The 14,113-nt window shown below is 71.5% G+C and carries 13 protein-coding genes; 6 read left to right on the forward strand and 7 right to left on the reverse strand.

The features are described 5' to 3' along the window. Positions 1 to 261 precede the first annotated feature (261 nt). The gene (locus tag P3T41_RS23250; RefSeq protein WP_280691926.1) at positions 262 to 1,239 is read right to left on the reverse strand and encodes a hypothetical protein; all 978 of its coding nucleotides are present in this window, start codon (positions 1,237 to 1,239) and stop codon (positions 262 to 264) included. Between the two features lie 488 nt (positions 1,240 to 1,727). On the opposite strand from P3T41_RS23250, the gene P3T41_RS23255 reads away from it, so the two are divergent. After that, the gene (locus tag P3T41_RS23255) at positions 1,728 to 1,964 is read left to right on the forward strand and encodes a DUF397 domain-containing protein (RefSeq protein ID WP_280691927.1); all 237 of its coding nucleotides are present in this window, start codon (positions 1,728 to 1,730) and stop codon (positions 1,962 to 1,964) included. A 241-nt stretch (positions 1,965 to 2,205) separates the two neighbouring features. Here P3T41_RS23255 and P3T41_RS23260 read toward each other — a convergent pair whose 3' ends face one another. Further along, complete coding sequence (locus P3T41_RS23260; protein WP_280691928.1) at positions 2,206 to 2,820, reverse strand: ATP-binding protein; 615 nt, start codon at positions 2,818 to 2,820, stop codon at positions 2,206 to 2,208. 368 nt (positions 2,821 to 3,188) lie between these two features. Between P3T41_RS23260 and P3T41_RS23265 the strand changes: the two genes are divergently transcribed. Further along, complete coding sequence (locus P3T41_RS23265) at positions 3,189 to 4,055, forward strand: helix-turn-helix transcriptional regulator (protein ID WP_280691929.1); 867 nt, start codon at positions 3,189 to 3,191, stop codon at positions 4,053 to 4,055. Between the two features lie 56 nt (positions 4,056 to 4,111). Here the strand turns inward: P3T41_RS23265 and P3T41_RS23270 are convergent, their stop codons facing one another. Then, positions 4,112 to 4,762 (reverse strand): helix-turn-helix domain-containing protein, encoded by a 651-nt coding sequence (locus P3T41_RS23270; protein ID WP_280691930.1) that lies wholly within the window; start codon positions 4,760 to 4,762, stop codon positions 4,112 to 4,114. A 213-nt stretch (positions 4,763 to 4,975) separates the two neighbouring features. Beyond that, the gene (locus P3T41_RS23275; protein WP_280691931.1) at positions 4,976 to 6,520 is read right to left on the reverse strand and encodes an MFS transporter; all 1,545 of its coding nucleotides are present in this window, start codon (positions 6,518 to 6,520) and stop codon (positions 4,976 to 4,978) included. Positions 6,521 to 6,607: 87 nt separating this feature from the next. On the opposite strand from P3T41_RS23275, the gene P3T41_RS23280 reads away from it, so the two are divergent. Then, positions 6,608 to 7,030 carry a MarR family transcriptional regulator gene (locus P3T41_RS23280; RefSeq protein ID WP_280691932.1) on the forward strand — a complete coding sequence of 141 codons (423 nt, stop codon included), beginning with the start codon at positions 6,608 to 6,610 and terminating at the stop codon, positions 7,028 to 7,030. Between the two features lie 46 nt (positions 7,031 to 7,076). Here P3T41_RS23280 and P3T41_RS23285 read toward each other — a convergent pair whose 3' ends face one another. Then, positions 7,077 to 8,039, reverse strand: coding sequence for a M56 family metallopeptidase (locus tag P3T41_RS23285; protein WP_280691933.1), 963 nt, complete (start codon positions 8,037 to 8,039; stop codon positions 7,077 to 7,079). 137 nt (positions 8,040 to 8,176) lie between these two features. Next, positions 8,177 to 8,797, reverse strand: a complete 621-nt coding sequence (locus P3T41_RS23290) for a DUF5134 domain-containing protein (protein WP_280691934.1) — start codon at positions 8,795 to 8,797, stop codon at positions 8,177 to 8,179. 374 nt (positions 8,798 to 9,171) lie between these two features. Between P3T41_RS23290 and P3T41_RS23295 the strand changes: the two genes are divergently transcribed. The 3 genes from P3T41_RS23295 to P3T41_RS23305 are packed head-to-tail and all read left to right on the forward strand — an operon-like array spanning position 9,172 to position 12,448. Continuing rightward, entirely contained in the window at positions 9,172 to 10,569 is a 1,398-nt protein-coding gene (locus P3T41_RS23295) for a DUF6421 family protein (RefSeq protein WP_280691935.1), read from the forward strand. Next, positions 10,566 to 11,354, forward strand: a complete 789-nt coding sequence (locus P3T41_RS23300; protein WP_280691936.1) for an SDR family NAD(P)-dependent oxidoreductase — start codon at positions 10,566 to 10,568, stop codon at positions 11,352 to 11,354. Before P3T41_RS23295 ends, P3T41_RS23300 begins: the two co-directional genes overlap by 4 nt. Then, positions 11,351 to 12,448, forward strand: coding sequence for a low specificity L-threonine aldolase (locus tag P3T41_RS23305; protein WP_280691937.1), 1,098 nt, complete (start codon positions 11,351 to 11,353; stop codon positions 12,446 to 12,448). The genes P3T41_RS23300 and P3T41_RS23305 overlap by 4 nt, the downstream gene beginning before the upstream one ends. Before the next feature lie 142 nt (positions 12,449 to 12,590). On the opposite strand, the gene P3T41_RS23310 is transcribed toward P3T41_RS23305, so the two are convergent. Beyond that, positions 12,591 to 13,730: a thioesterase domain-containing protein gene (locus tag P3T41_RS23310; protein WP_280691938.1), complete on the reverse strand. Its 1,140-nt coding sequence runs from the start codon at positions 13,728 to 13,730 to the stop codon at positions 12,591 to 12,593. Positions 13,731 to 14,113 lie beyond the last annotated feature (383 nt).

Below are 14,113 nucleotides of genomic sequence, written 5' to 3' on the forward strand. Positions count from 1 at the left end.
CGCACCGCCGCCGGGCCGTCACCTGCCGGTCGCCTGGGCGTTGCCGGGGAGGTGGCCCGTCCGGCCGCGAGCCCGCCCGCCCTTTCCGGGCCGTGAGGGAGGCCTCAGGGGCCGTTCTCGCCGCCCCGGGCCCGGACCCGGCCGCCCCGGTGCCGTGGCCGGACATGCCGCCGGCCCTGCCCCCAGCGCTCGCGCCGGGGGCAGGGCCAGGGCCTTGTCCGCTATCTGGTGTTGTCTCGTGCTGACTCGCCGTCTAGCGGGTCACTCGCCCGCAGCGGCCTGGTCGTCCGGGGCCTCCTCGACGGGAGCCTCCTCGACCGCCGGGACCGGCAGCGCGGCCAGGTACGCCGAGGCGACCAGCTGACCGATCGTCGGGTAGGCGCCCAGCACGGCCGCGCTCTCGCAACCGGTCTCCGCGGCGGCGGCGAGCAGCAGCTGCTCGTCGGCCTCCGGGCCGATCACCAGCGGGGCCAGCGCCGGCCGCTGCGAGCCGGTGGCCCGCAGGTGGTCGACCGCGTCGGCCACCGAGCCCGGCACGTCCAGCGCGGCGGAGACCACCGGCACCGCCAGGCGGGCGGCGAGCAGCACGCCGGTGATGCCGGCGGCGTCGGCGGCGGCCTGGCCGCCGGTGGTGATCAGCACCACGCCGTCGGCGGCGGTGGTGATGGCGAAGAGCCGGGCGCGGTCGGCGCGGGCCAGGCCGGCCTCGGAGAGGCGCACGTGCACGGCCTCCGCCAGCAGCGGGTGCGGGCCGAGCGCGTCGGTCAGCAGGGCGCCGGTCTCGGTGGCCAGCGCGTGCAGGTCCATCAGGTAGTCGTGCGGGCCGGGCAGTAGCGGCACCAGCACCGGCGCGGGTCGTCCGGCCGCCAGCGCCCAGGAGATCAGCTCCTCGACCGTCGCGGTCGGCCGGGTCGTCGGCGCCGCCGCCCCCTGCTCATCGGCGCCCGGCTCCCGCGGATCCGGGGCCGGCTCGCCGTCGGTCGGGTCCTGCTCCGCCGCCGGGGCGGTGCGCAGCCAGCCGGCCGCCACCTCGATGCCCGGCTGCTCGAAGCGGATCATCGAGACCAGTTCGTCCACCAGCGCCACCGCGGCCGGGCCGGCCTCGGCCGGGACGGCGAGCACGAGCGCCGGCGCGCCGATCGGCACCTCGGGCCTTTCGGGCCGACGGTGGCGCCCCCGCGCGCGGGAGCCTGGCGTGCGGACGGGCAGTGGTGCGCCCGGGATGGCTGCAGTGCTCATGCCGGAGATCGTAGGACATGCGCGCCATCGCCCCGCATCCGGCCAGGCACTCCAACACGTCCTGGTGGGAGAGCGGATTCGACACCGGCGGGCCCCCAATCCGGACAAGTCGCGTGAAAACCCTCGGCCCTTGGTGCGAATGTGACGGAGTGTGAGGAATTGGCTGCGAAGTTGATCATTTGTGGCGGGTGTCAATGGTCGAACCGGTCAGGCTGGCCGGTCGGTTTGCCGACGCCGGGTTACGGATCATTGAGCGATTTGCCAACAGATGTCCGATTCGGTGGACCTGACAAGGCCTCCAGGGCTCGATTTGGTCACCTGTCGTACAGGCTTCTGCACGCGCAAAATCACATGCCGATGCACGTGCATTAGCGTTATTATTACGACTAGTAAGGCACCAGCCCTGCCCGTACGAGCCGGAGGCGGCCGGCGGCCGAAGCGGTCGGGCGCCGAGTAGTACGAGCACTCCAGGCTCTTGGGAGATTTCTATGCACCACACGTACAACGGCATGGCGGCTGCGGACCTCGACGGTGTGGTCTGGCAGAAGAGTCGGCACAGCAACTCCAAGGGGAACTGCGTGGAGTTCGCCGCCCTCCCCGACGGTGCGGTCGCGATGCGCAACTCGCGCTTCCCGGACGGTCCGGCGCTCATCTACACGCGCGACGAGATCGAGGCGATGCTGCTCGGTGTCAAGGACGGGGAGTTCGACCACCTGGTGGCCTGAGGGCCCGGCTGGTCCGGTGACACGAAAACACGCCGTCGTGGGGGTCCGTGCCGCGGCGGCGTTCGACGTGTCCGGGCCGGTGCGGTGGCTCGTGCGGTGCCGGCTGTTCAGCGAACGGCATGGACGGCGTGGCTGGCATGGACGGCGTGGCCGGCACACCAGGGAACAGCGAAACGCCGCGCACAGGCGCGGCTCTCCCGGCCATCGACCGGGAGGTGCCCCGTGGTGCACGGCGTGGTCCCTAGGCGGAGCGGCGGTGGCGTCCGGCCGAGGCGGTCATCGCTGACATCGCGTCAGCGGCCAGACCTGGTACTTCTGCTGACGGTTCGTCGGCCTGGAACAGGGCCCAGACCACCTTCCCGGCCCCGGAGGCCAGCGGGTGCCAGCCCCAGGACTGGCTGAAGGAGTCGACCAGGTGCAGTCCGCGGCCCGACTCGGCGACGAAGTCCGCCTCCCGGGTCACCGGGCCCTCGGTGCTCGGATCGCTGACCGCGCAGACCAGTTGGGAGGCACGGTGGACCAGACTGAGCCGGACCGGCAGCCGGCCTTCCGCCGCCTGTCCCTGCCCCTCGGGCGCGCGGCCGTTGCCCGCCTGCACCGGGAACCCGGCCAGCGCCGAGCTCGGACAGCAGGCCTCCGCCAGGTCGGCGACGGTCGGCTGGCCTATCGCGTGGCGCAGCGCGTTGGTCACCAGCTCCGAGGAGACCAGTGCCACATCGTCGAAGAGATTCTCAAGGCCCCAGCGGAGCAGGGTCGTTCTGGTGAAATCGCGAGCTGTCTTCACCGCGTCGTAGCGGGGCGCGAGGGTACACGTCACAACGTCAGGATCGACGGCCAGGGCCGCACCGGTGCCCATGAAGAGCTCCTCCCATAAGGGGGCGGACACGGCTGGACCCGGCGGGGTCATGCCGGTCACCTCCGACTCGCTCGGCCGCCTGGTCCTCGTCCCGACCAACTGCGCACGGTCGACGACGAAGCCCGCGGGGATCCAAGGGGCGTGCAACTGCACGTGCACCATCGTGCTCTGCGCTCACGGCAGATGCAAGAGTCGATTCACGTGCAGTTGGCCGATTGGCATATGCATGAGCCGGATGCACGTGCAGCGGAACGTGCCGATGGACGTGCTGATGCAAAATTGATAGATCCTTCTGCCACTACACGCACTGTGAGCGGCCAAGTGATGGCAGACTGTGCGCTGTTTCCCGACGCGGAGGTTCCCACGGCATGACCACAGCGCAGCCCGGCGGCGGTTCCATGGTGCGCCGTATCCTCCTGGGCTCCCAGCTGCGCCGACTGCGCGAGAGCCGGAACATCACGCGCGAGGACGCCGGTTACGCGATCCGTGCCTCCGAGTCCAAGATCAGCCGGATGGAACTGGGCCGGGTCAGCTTCAAGGAGCGGGACGTCGCCGACCTGCTCAGCCTCTACGGCGTGACCGACGGCGAGGAGCGCGAATCGCTGCTCGGCCTGGTCCGCGAGGCCAACAAGTCCGGTTGGTGGCACAGCTTCAGCGACGTCCTGCCCGGCTGGTTCCAGACCTACGTCGGCCTGGAGGAGGCCGCCTCGTTGATCCGCACCTACGAGGTGCAGTTCATCCCGGGGCTGCTGCAGTCCGAGGACTACGCCCGCGCGGTCTTCGGGCAGAGCCGTCCGGTGCTCAGCGACGAGGAGATCGAGCGCCTGGTCGGCCTGCGACTGCGCCGCCAGAAGCTGCTGACGGAGGGTCAGGGGCCGCGGCTGTGGGCGGTGATCGACGAGGCGGCGCTGCGCCGTCCGGTCGGCGGGCCGAAGGTGATGCGCGGTCAGCTCCAGTACCTGATCGACGTCGCCGAGCAGCCCAACGTGGTGATCCAGGTGATGCCGTTCCGGTTCGGCGCGCACGCCGGTGAGAGCGGCGCGTTCAGCATCCTGCGCTTTCCGGAACAGGACCTGGCCGACGTGGTCTACCTGGAGCAACTCACCAGCGCGCTCTACCTGGACAAGCGCGACGACGTCGACGCATACGTGCAGGTGATGGAGCGGCTCTGCGTGGACAGCCTGACTCCGGAGCGCACCATCGACCTGCTCGCCTCGATCCTCGCGGAGAGCTGAACTCCGGCCTGCTCCACAAGTTCTGGGGCCGTCCGGGGCGATCGGCGTGGGGGCGGTCAGGGTGCCGTGGGCTCCTGCGGCGCCCAGTGCGGTCGGCTCGGTGCCTGCGGTTGCGGTGGCCGGCCGAGCTTCCAGGGCAGGTCGTAGCGGGCGAACAGGTCGGCCCGGATCGGCGGCAGCGGGGTCTGCGCCCCGGGCAGCAGCAGGCCGATGCAGCCACCCATCAGCGCGCTGCGCAGCACCGCGTGCTCGGCGATCGGATCCCCGGCTCCCCAGTCCGCCAGCACCTCCCGCAGGAGCGCGCCCAGTTGCCGCTGCTCCGGGTCCTGCACGAAGTCGCCGACGTCCGGGTCGAGGATCAGCGCCAGATGCGAGCGCATCACCCGGGGATGGTCCAGCGCGGTGTTCAGCACCGCGTCGATCGCGGTGGCCAGCCGGCACTGCGGCGAGGCGTCGCCGGGCAGCGGGGCGAGCGCGGCGGCCAGTTCCAGGTGCATCAGGCGGTGGGTGGCCGCCTGCATCAAGAGTCGTTTGCCGTCGAAGTAGTACGACACCAGACCGCGGGCCAGCCCTGCCTGCTCGGCGATGTCGGCCAGCGTGGTCGCGGAGTATCCGTGCTGGTCCACGAGTTCCACGGTGGCCCGCATCAGGCGGCGGCGGGAGCGTAGCCGCATCTCCTCGTTGACCGATTCCCCGCGAGGTGCCATCGTGTCAGCTCCGTAGGTTGGTTGACTCCGGGCCAATATACTGCCGGCTCGGGCGTCGCCGACTGCCCGTACCCGAAGCAGCGCCGGGTGCGGGGCGGACGCGGACACTGGTGTCGGTCTCACCAGAACGGGGGACTGGTGAGACCGATGCCCACCGGGCGGCGTCCGCCGCCCGGTGGGCCGGTGAGTCACACGCTGGACCGGGTCGGCCGGTCAGACCTGCTCGGTCGACCTGACCTGCTCCGGCAGTGCCGCATCGGCGCCGAGCCGACCGTAATCGTAGTCCGGCACCGAGTGCCGCGTTCCCGCCCGTCGCCGGTCCAGCAGCGCACCGGTCGCGGTGACCAGCAGGCCCACCAGGGCGACTCCGGTGACCAGCAGCAACCCGGGCCGGTAGCCGTCCAGTTGGGCGCCGGCGCTGGTGCCGCCGTGGCTGCCGGCGGTGATCACGGCGGTGGTCACGGCCAGCACCAGCGCGTTGCCGATCTGCATCGCGGTGTTCACCAGGCCGGAGGCCAGCCCCTGCTCCTCGTCGGCCACGCCGTTGGTGGCGGCGATGTTGGCCGAGGGGTAGAAGAGCGCGAAGCCGATGCCGAGCAGCACCATGCTCGGCAGTACCAGGGCGGCGAAGGTGCTGTGGGTGCCCAGCCGCAGGAAGAGCGCGTAGCCGAGCACCATCGCCAGGCCGCCCAGCGGCAGCAGCTTGCCGGTGCCGTAGCGGTCCACGATGGCGCCCATCCTGGTGGCCGACAGGGCGACCAGTGCGCCGGCCGGCAACAGGGCGAAGCCCATCTCCAGGGCCGACCAGCCGAGCACCCGCTGCAGGTAGAGCGCCACGATGAACTGGAAGCCCGCGTAGGAGCCCATCAGCGTGAAGGCCGCCGCGTTGGCCCGCGCCACGCTGCCGTTGCGGAAGATGCCCAGGCGCACCAGCGGGTGCGCGGTGCGCTGCTCGATCAGCAGGAAGGCCGCGCCGAGCAGCAGCACGGCGACCAGCGAGCCGATGGTGCGCAGGCTCGCCCAGCCGGCTGCCTGCGCCTCGGTGACGGTGTAGACCAGCAGCAGCAGTGCGGCGGTGCCGGTGATCGCGCCGGCCACGTCGTAGCCGCCGTCCCGCTGCTCGTGGGCGTGCCGGGGGAGCAGTCGGATCGCGAAGACCAGGGCGATCAGGGCCACCGGCACCGGCATCAGGAAGGTCCAGCGCCAGCCCACCGAGGTGAGCAGGCCGCTGAGCACCAGGCCGAGCGAGTAGCCGCTGGCGCCGCAGGTGGTGAAGATCGACAGCGCCTTGTTGCGGGCGGGACCCTCGGGGAAGGTGGTGGTGATGATCGAGAGCGCGGCGGGTGCGGTGAACGCGGCGCTGGCTCCCTTGAGGAAGCGGGCGGCGATCAGCAGGCCGCCGTTGTCGACCAGGCCGCCGAGCAGTGAGGCGGCGGCGAAGACCGCGAGCGCGATCAGGAAGACCCGGCGCCGGCCCAGCAGGTCGGCCGCCCGGCCGCCGAGCAGCAGCAGCCCGCCGTAGCCGAGCACGTAACCGGAGACCACCCACTGCAGCGCGGACGTGGAGAGCTTGAGGTCGGAGCCGATCGAGGGGAGCGCGACGCCGACCATCGAGACGTCCAGCGCGTCCAGGAAGAGGGCGGCACAGAGCACGATCAGCGCGCCCCAGAGTCGTGGGCTCCAGTGGTGTTCGTCGGACGGTGCGTCAGAAGTCCTTCGGGTGTCAGTCGTTGCCGCGTGATGGGGTGCTGAGGTCATGGGCAAGAGATTACATGCACGTGCACTCAATGCAAGTGAATATAGTGTGTACTCATATAGTGCCTGTGCATGTGGTAACCTGTGCGGGTGTCCGTACAAGACCGCGAGTCCTTGTGCCAGGGCGCCGATCCGGCTGCCCTGGTCTCCGCGTGGCGCGATCTGCTGGCCCGCCACGCGGCGACCGCCTGCGCCCTGGACCGTGAGCTGGGTGAGCAGTTCGGGCTCGGCATGAGCGACTTCGAAGTGCTGGAGCGACTGGCCGAGGCTCCCGCGGAGCTGCGGGTCCAGGAGCTCGCCGAGAAGGTGCACCTGAGCCAGAGCGCGCTGTCCCGGCTGATCGGCCGCCTGGAGAAGGCGGGGCTGGTCCAGCGGGCGATGTGCGAGCTGGACCGGCGGGGCATCTACGTCACGCTCTCGGCGGCCGGACACGAGCGCTACGAGGCCGCCCGGCCGCTGCACCGCGAGGTGCTCGCCCGCGTGCTGACGGGCCGTCAAGTCGCCTGCGACTGACGGACGTCAGCACGCCTCCGTGGTCGGCCGCCCGGCGGGGAACGGCTCAGCGCAGAGCGGTCAGGCCCGGCAGTACGGCGAGCAGCAGCACGGCGACCGGCGCCGCCACCGCCAGGGCCGTCAGGCGCAGCCGGCTGACCACCGGGAGCCGGGGCGCCCCGATCAGCAGCCGGTCCACCCGGCGCGGTGCCTGGGCCAGCTGGCCGGGCGCACCCTCTCCCGGGCAGTTCCCGAAGACCCCGCGCCCGGCGTTGAGTTCGACCATCGCGTGGGCCGTGATCAGCCGCCCGTGCCGGCGTGCGGCCCGGTCGTCCGCGGCGAGCTCCACCAACTCGCCCACCTGGTCCCGGAACGCGCTGAACACCCCGACCCCGGGAAAGCCCGCCGCGAGCGCCTGGGCGCACTGCGCCAGCCAGTGGTGCCGGGCCCGGACGTGCCCGCGCTCATGGCTGAGCACGGCCGCCAGCTCGCGGTCGGTGAGTCGGCTGAGCGCGCCGGTGGTGACCACCAGGCGGGACTGCGGCCCGGGCAGTGACCAGGCCTCGGGCCGGATGTTCTCCAGCACCACCAGCCGCTCCCTGCGGGCCGGCGAGTGCCCGACACCGGCCGGCAACTCCGGTGCCCGGTCCGCCAGTTCGGCATGCCGGTGATCGCGCAGCGCCCGGGCGGCACGGATCTCGCGGGTCAGCGAGAGCGCGGTGCGCAGCCCGCCGAGCGCCAGCAACGCCGCACACAGCCGCCCCCAACCCTCGGCGCCGGCCAGCCCGTAGGCCGCCTCCACACCGTGCGGGGCGCCGGTGAAGAGCAGCGCGCGCACCCCTGACAGCGAGGCCGAGAGGGCCAGCAGCAGGCTCAGCAGGCAGCAGAGCAGCACCGCGATCACCAGGCACTGCCAGACCAGCAGCGCGAGCACCGGTTCCCGCTCGACCCAGCCGGCCCGGGTCAGCAGGAGCGGGCCGGCGGTGGCGAGCAGCGCACCGAGCAGCAGCAGGCCGAGCAGGGCCGTCATGGCAGTGGGTCCCCCCAGGGAAAGGCGTGACCGACCAGGGAAAGGCGTGACCGAACGCTGTGGCTCAATCTAGGCGTTCACCGGACGGCGTGGAACCGCCGCGCCTCGGCAGTGACCAACAACACCACCCGCGGTGTTCAGAGCGCCAGCAGCATCGCGAACATCCCGACCCCCATGGCGAGTCGGCAGGCCTCGGGGAGCGGCCCGGGCGGCCAGCCCGCCGTCGCGACGTCCGGGTGTCCCGGCACGGTGAGCAGGCGACTGCCCGACCAGAGCGTGTAGCAGCCGAAGTAGACAAGCAGCAGCCCGGTCAGTGCGGGCAGCCCCATCGGCATCGCCATCGCCATCCCCGGGTGCGCGGGCCGCGGCGCGCGGCCCATCGCCAGCGCCATGTAGACCATCGCGGCGGCCCCCACCGCGTGGTGCAGGCGGTGGGCCCGGTGCCCGCCGGCCCGCCGTCCGGCGGCGGCGCAGAGCGAAGCCGCGCCCAGCAGTCCGAAGAGCCCGACCCAGAGCGGCGGCGGCAGCCGTCCGCCCAGCGCGATCATCGCCGCCGTGCCCAGCGCCATCGCGGCCTCCGCCGCGTCCGATCCGCGGCCGCCGCGGTGTCCCGCCGCGTCGCCCCGGCCCGCTGCCCCGCCCCGGCCCATCGGGCTCGCCGTGCACCCCGGCGGGCGGCGCAGCCGAAGCAGGCAGAGGCCCCCGGTCGCGGTGGTCAGCAGCGCCAGCAGCCAACTGAGCACAGCCGGTCCGTGCATCGGTGCCCCCTCGTACCCGCGCTGAACGGGGATGGCACCACGATCACCCACCGCGCTGGCCCGACAGCAGGGCGCGTGCGGGGGCGTATAGAGGTGTAGGGGAGTCGAAGGCCGAAATCACGCGCCGGGGGCGGCAAGCTCGGCGCTGCCGGGGCGTCTTGGGCGCGACGGCCGACTGGCCCTCCCCGGTGGCGACGGGGGAGCGCCGCGGGTGAAGGTCGTCCCAGCAAGCTGTCCACATGCTGGGCGCCGGAAGGATTCCGGGCAGCCGTGGCACGGCGTGGAGGATCTCTCATCGATCCCCCCTTGAACAGGAGAACCTTTCGCTTTTATCGTGTCCTTGATTCAATAACTTCTGTCGAAGCGGGTCTCCCATGCAGAATCTTTCGTCGAACCTCGCGGTGGCGGCCGACCTTCCGGCGGCGCCCCTGGCCGAACACCCCGCCTGGCAACGGCTGAAGCAGACCGTCGAGGCGCTGCGTCCGCTGCAGTCGAAGGACGGCTCGATCGACCTCTCCACGGTCCAGCGGCACGCCGTCGACCCGCTGCTCGACACCGTGCTCGGGGCGATCCAGGAACTCGCGCCGCTCTTCCCGCACGACGCCGCCTACCTGGAGGCCGTCCAGGCCGACCTGCGCAAGTGGGCCGAGACCGGCTACCGCGAGCCCGACTTCCTGGACTCGCTGCTCGCCTTCCAGCCCGCCGCCCAGCGCGTCGACGGCCTCGGCCACCTGGTCGTGTTCCCGATGTACACCCAGAACGGCAACCCGGACCGCAACCTGGAGGCCGTCCTCCTCCAGGTGGTCTGGCCCGACTGGCTGGCCGAGCTGGAGCGCACCCGCTTCGACAACCCGATGTTCGTGCCGATCACCTTCACCGACTTCACGGCCGGCTACGACACCAACTCCGCCGTCCTCTTCCCGGAGACCGTCGCGGTCCGCGAGGCCCCCGAGCGCTTCACCTGGGGCGGCATCTTCTGCGACCGCGAGGCCGCCCGGTTCCGCGCCGTCTCCACCTCCGCGGTGGACCTGCTCGGCCTGGAGATCCCCGCCGACGCCACCGAGCTGATCAACGACCAGGCCCGCGCCCAGCAGACCTTCGTCCTCTGGGACCTGGTGCACGACCGCACCCACAGCCACGGCGACCTGCCGTTCGACCCGTTCATGATCAAGCAGCGCAGCCCGTTCTGGATGTACGGCCTGGAGGAGCTGCGCTGTGACCTGACCGCCTTCAAGGAGGCCGTCAAGCTGGAGGCCGAGGGCTACGAGCAGGGCCGCGACGTCCAGTACGCGATCCTCTTCGACCGCCTCTTCCGCTTCCCCGTCACCGGTGGCCGGGTGCGCAACTACGACGGCATGGGCGGCCAGCTGCTCTTCGCCTACCTGCACCAGCACGACGCGCTGCGCTGGCGCGACAACCGGCTCAGCATCGACTGGGACCGGGTCGCCGAGGTGACCAACGCGCTCTGCGCCGAGATCGAGGCGCTCTACCGGGCCGGCATCGACCGCCCGAAGACCGCCCACTGGATCGCCGCCTACGAGCTGGTCTCCCGCTACCTCACCCCGCACCCGGCCTCCACCTGGGCCAAGGGCGCCGCGGCGCTCCCGCTGGACCTGGACGGCAAGGCGCTCAACAAGGCGCTGTGCGACGCCGTCCACCCGGACGAGTTCCCGCTGAGCATGTTCTACGAGGCCCTGGCCAAGAAGCTCTCCTCGGTGATCGCCGCCACCGCGGGCATCACCGGCGCCGGCACCGAGGCGGTCGCCGCATGAGCACCTTCGACTCGACGAACGCCCAGGCCGCCGGTATCGACAACGCCGGGGTCAAGGACAAGGTGATCGCCGTCGCCGGCGCCAGCGGCCCGGCGGGCCAGGCGACCCTGCGCCGGCTCGCCGCCGGCGGCGCCGTGCTGATCGCCGCCGACATCGACCAGCAGCGCCTCGACGCGGTCACGGCCGGTGTGCGCACCGCCGTGCCGGGCGCGCGGATCACCAGCCAGGTGATCGACCTGCTCGACCCGCAGGAGGTGCACGACTGGGCCGACCACCTGGAGTCCGAGTACGGCCAGGTCGACGGCCTGCTCCACCTGGTCGGCGGCTGGCGCGGCAGCAAGACCTTCCACGACTCGCGGATCGACGACTGGGACTTCCTGCACGACCGGGTGGTCCGCACCCTGCAGCACACCTCGCTTGCCTTCCAGCCCGCGCTGCTGCGCAGCACGGCCGGCCGGTACGCGATCATCTCGGCATCCGCCGCACACAAGCCGACCGCCGGCGGCGCGGCCTACGCGGCGGCCAAGGCCGCGGCCGAGGCCTGGACCCTGGCGATGGCCAACTCCTTCGTCAAGGAGACCACCGCCGAGGACGGCGCCCCCACCGCCGCAGCCGTCATCCTGGTGATCAAGGCCCTGCTCACTCCCGAGATGCGGGCCGAGAAGCCGGAGGCCAAGTTCACCGGTTTCACCGCCACCGCCGATCTTGCCGACCAGCTGGCGGCCCTCTGGGACCGCCCCGCAGCAGAACTGAACGGACAGCACCTGTGGTTGACAGCCCGATGACCCCTCGCGATGCCCGCACCGACGCCCGGGCGACGGATGCACAGCGGCGGCACGACCCCGCCGTCCGAGGGTTCGCCAGCGACAACTACGCCGGCATCCACCCCGAGATCCTCGCCGCGATCGCCCTGGCCAACGACGGCCACCAGATCGCCTACGGCGAGGACCAGTACACCGAGCACCTGCAGTCGGTCTTCAAGAAGCACTTCGGTGAGCAGGCCGAGGCCTACCCCGTCTTCAACGGCACCGGCGCCAACGTGGTCGCGCTGCAGGCCCTGCTGCCCCGCTGGGGCGCGGTGATCGCGGCCCAGAGCGCGCACATCAACGTCGACGAGTGCGGGGCGCCGGAGAAGGTCGCCGGGATCAAGCTGCTCACCGTGCCCTCCCTGGACGGGAAGCTCACCCCCGAGCTGATCGACCAGCAGGCCTGGGGCTGGGACGACGAGCACCGGGCCGCCCCGCTCGCCGTCTCCATCGCCCAGAACACCGAACTCGGCACCCTCTACACCGCCGAGGAGGTCCGGGCGATCTGCGAGCACGCTCACGAGCGCGGCATGCTCGTCCACATGGACGGCTCGCGGCTGGCCAACGCGGCCGCCTCGCTCGGCCGCCCGTTCCGTGAGTTCACCACCGACGCCGGCGTCGACGTGCTCTCCTACGGCGGGACCAAGAACGGCCTGCTGCTCGGCGAGGTCGTGGTGGTGCTGAACCCGGAGAAGGTCCGGAACATCAAGTACCTGCGCAAGATGTCGATGCAGCTCGCCTCGAAGATGCGCTTCGTCTCCGTGCAGTTCGAGGCCCTGCTCACCGGCGATCTCTGGCTGCGCAACGCGGGCCACGCCAACGCGATGGCCAAGCGCCTGGAGGCGGCGGTCAAGGCGATCGAGGGCGTCACCCTGGTCCGCCCGGTGGAGGCCAACGCGGTCTTCGCGATCCTGCCGCGCGAGGTCAGCGAGCGGCTGCAGAAGCGTTACCGCTTCTACTTCTGGAATGAGCACACCGGCGAGGTGCGCTGGATGACCTCGTTCGACACCACGGAGGCGGACATCGACGCCTTCGCGGCGGCGATCGCGGAGGAGCTGGGCCGCGCGGCCTGATCCTGCCGTCGCCACGTCGCCACGTCGCCACGTCGCCACGAAGAGCGGCCGGCCCGGGACACCGTCCCCGGCCGGCCGTTCTTCGTTCCCCACTCAGCACTCAGCACTCAGCACTCAGCACTCAGCACTCAGTGCTCAGCACTCAGTCGAGCAGCAGAGGCCAGACCTCCTGTTCGGCAGTGGGCGCCCAGACGATGTCCCCGTGGCCGTAGCCCGGGACCACCCGGTAGTCGACCCGAGCCCCGCCCGCCCGGATCAGCCGGGCCCCGAGGTCGTGGTCGCCCCGGCCCAGCTCGGTGTTCACCCACCTCACGTCCGCGCGGATCGCCGACCAGTCGATCCGGTACACGTCGGTGCGTCCGGCCCACACGGCGGCCAGGTCCCGCAGCAGGGCGGTCGGCTGGACACCGCTGCCGAGCGCGGCGATCGCCCGGCGCCAGACGTCGAGCGGCGTGCGGTCGAGCGTGAAGCGGTCGGCGGCCGCCGTGGCGCCGAACTCGAAGTCGCCGCTGCTGTGGCCGCGGTGGTAGATCCAGTTCGCCGGGCCGGGCAGTCGGTTGGTGTGGGTCAGCGCGTAGTGCAACAGGCCGAGGTTGCCGAAGGTCGCGCCGCCGCCCGGACGGGGGACCGGGCTGCTGCCCTCGGGGTCGGCGGTGGCCCGGGCGGACAGCGCCTTGAGCCCCGGGTCGACGACGTGGAGCCCTTGGGCGAGCTGCTCCTGGAGCGCGGTGGTGAGCACGTCGGCGCGGGCGGCCAGTTCCGGCTCGACCTCCGGGTCATAGGGGCCCGTGGTGTCCAGGACGATGACGCGGCGCGGGTGTGCGTCGGCTTGCGCCGCGGTGTCGAGGGCGAGGGCGGCGCCGGCCGAGTGCCCGAGCAGGTCGTACGGCAGGCCGAGCGCCTCGTCGATGGCGGCGAGTACCGGCTGGACGTCACGCCGGTGGGCGGCCAGGCCCCAGTCGACGCAGAGCGGATCGATGTCCGGCAGCGTCAGCGCGTCCTCACGGGGCGTGATGCCGATGACGAGGTGCCCGTGATCGGTGAGGAAGCGGGCCAGGCTGCGGCTGTCCTGGGCGGTGCAGTAGCTCGCGGTGACGTTGAGCCCGCCGCCGGGCAGCAGCACGGTCACCCGGTGCGGGGGAGTGGCCGGCGCACCGGCCACCAGGTCGACGGCGACGGGCGTCCTGGAGCCCGGCAGGACGAGCCGATGGTGACCGGGATCCCCGCCGACCGCTGCCGGCTCGGCACTCAGAGCGCCGCCCAACTTCTTGACCATGTCCATGGCCATTCCTCCCTCAGGTCGGCCCCCAGAATGCCGGACGAGCCGATTTGCTTGCAGCGGGCCGCTACCCGTACAGTTCCGGAGTCGCGCCGAGAGGGGCGGCTGAGTGAGTCGAGAAGATGAACTCCGGTAAATCGGAGTGAAACTGATCTGATAAGCTTTACGAAGTAAGAACGAAGCGCCCGGAGAGCTTGCGAGAGCGGCTTGAAGGAAGTGTCCGTTCCTTGAGAACTCAACAGCGTGCCAAAAGTCAACGCCAGATATGTTGACATCCCCGGCCTCGGTCACTTGATCGGGGTTGGAGATTCCTTTTGAAGTAAAACACTAGCGAGGACGCAGTGCACGAGGTCACCCTATTCCGGTGGTTGTCGTGCCGCTCAACG

This window comes from Kitasatospora sp. GAS204B, from assembly GCF_029892155.1.
In the GTDB taxonomy this organism is placed as follows: Bacteria; Actinomycetota; Actinomycetes; order Streptomycetales; family Streptomycetaceae; genus Kitasatospora.

What these genes read in the sequence shown, in the direction of transcription:
- P3T41_RS23250 (WP_280691926.1), bottom strand. Translation starts at nt 1,239, where the DNA reads ATGAGCACTGCAGCCATCCCGGGCGCACCACTGCCCGTCCGCACGCCA.
- P3T41_RS23255 (WP_280691927.1), top strand. Translation starts at nt 1,728, where the DNA reads ATGCACCACACGTACAACGGCATGGCGGCTGCGGACCTCGACGGTGTG.
- P3T41_RS23260 (WP_280691928.1), bottom strand. Translation starts at nt 2,820, where the DNA reads ATGGGCACCGGTGCGGCCCTGGCCGTCGATCCTGACGTTGTGACGTGT.
- P3T41_RS23265 (WP_280691929.1), top strand. Translation starts at nt 3,189, where the DNA reads ATGACCACAGCGCAGCCCGGCGGCGGTTCCATGGTGCGCCGTATCCTC.
- P3T41_RS23270 (WP_280691930.1), bottom strand. Translation starts at nt 4,762, where the DNA reads ATGGCACCTCGCGGGGAATCGGTCAACGAGGAGATGCGGCTACGCTCC.
- P3T41_RS23275 (WP_280691931.1), bottom strand. Translation starts at nt 6,520, where the DNA reads ATGACCTCAGCACCCCATCACGCGGCAACGACTGACACCCGAAGGACT.
- P3T41_RS23285 (WP_280691933.1), bottom strand. Translation starts at nt 8,039, where the DNA reads ATGACGGCCCTGCTCGGCCTGCTGCTGCTCGGTGCGCTGCTCGCCACC.
- P3T41_RS23290 (WP_280691934.1), bottom strand. Translation starts at nt 8,797, where the DNA reads ATGCACGGACCGGCTGTGCTCAGTTGGCTGCTGGCGCTGCTGACCACC.
- P3T41_RS23295 (WP_280691935.1), top strand. Translation starts at nt 9,172, where the DNA reads ATGCAGAATCTTTCGTCGAACCTCGCGGTGGCGGCCGACCTTCCGGCG.
- P3T41_RS23300 (WP_280691936.1), top strand. Translation starts at nt 10,566, where the DNA reads ATGAGCACCTTCGACTCGACGAACGCCCAGGCCGCCGGTATCGACAAC.
- P3T41_RS23305 (WP_280691937.1), top strand. Translation starts at nt 11,351, where the DNA reads ATGACCCCTCGCGATGCCCGCACCGACGCCCGGGCGACGGATGCACAG.
- P3T41_RS23310 (WP_280691938.1), bottom strand. Translation starts at nt 13,730, where the DNA reads ATGGACATGGTCAAGAAGTTGGGCGGCGCTCTGAGTGCCGAGCCGGCA.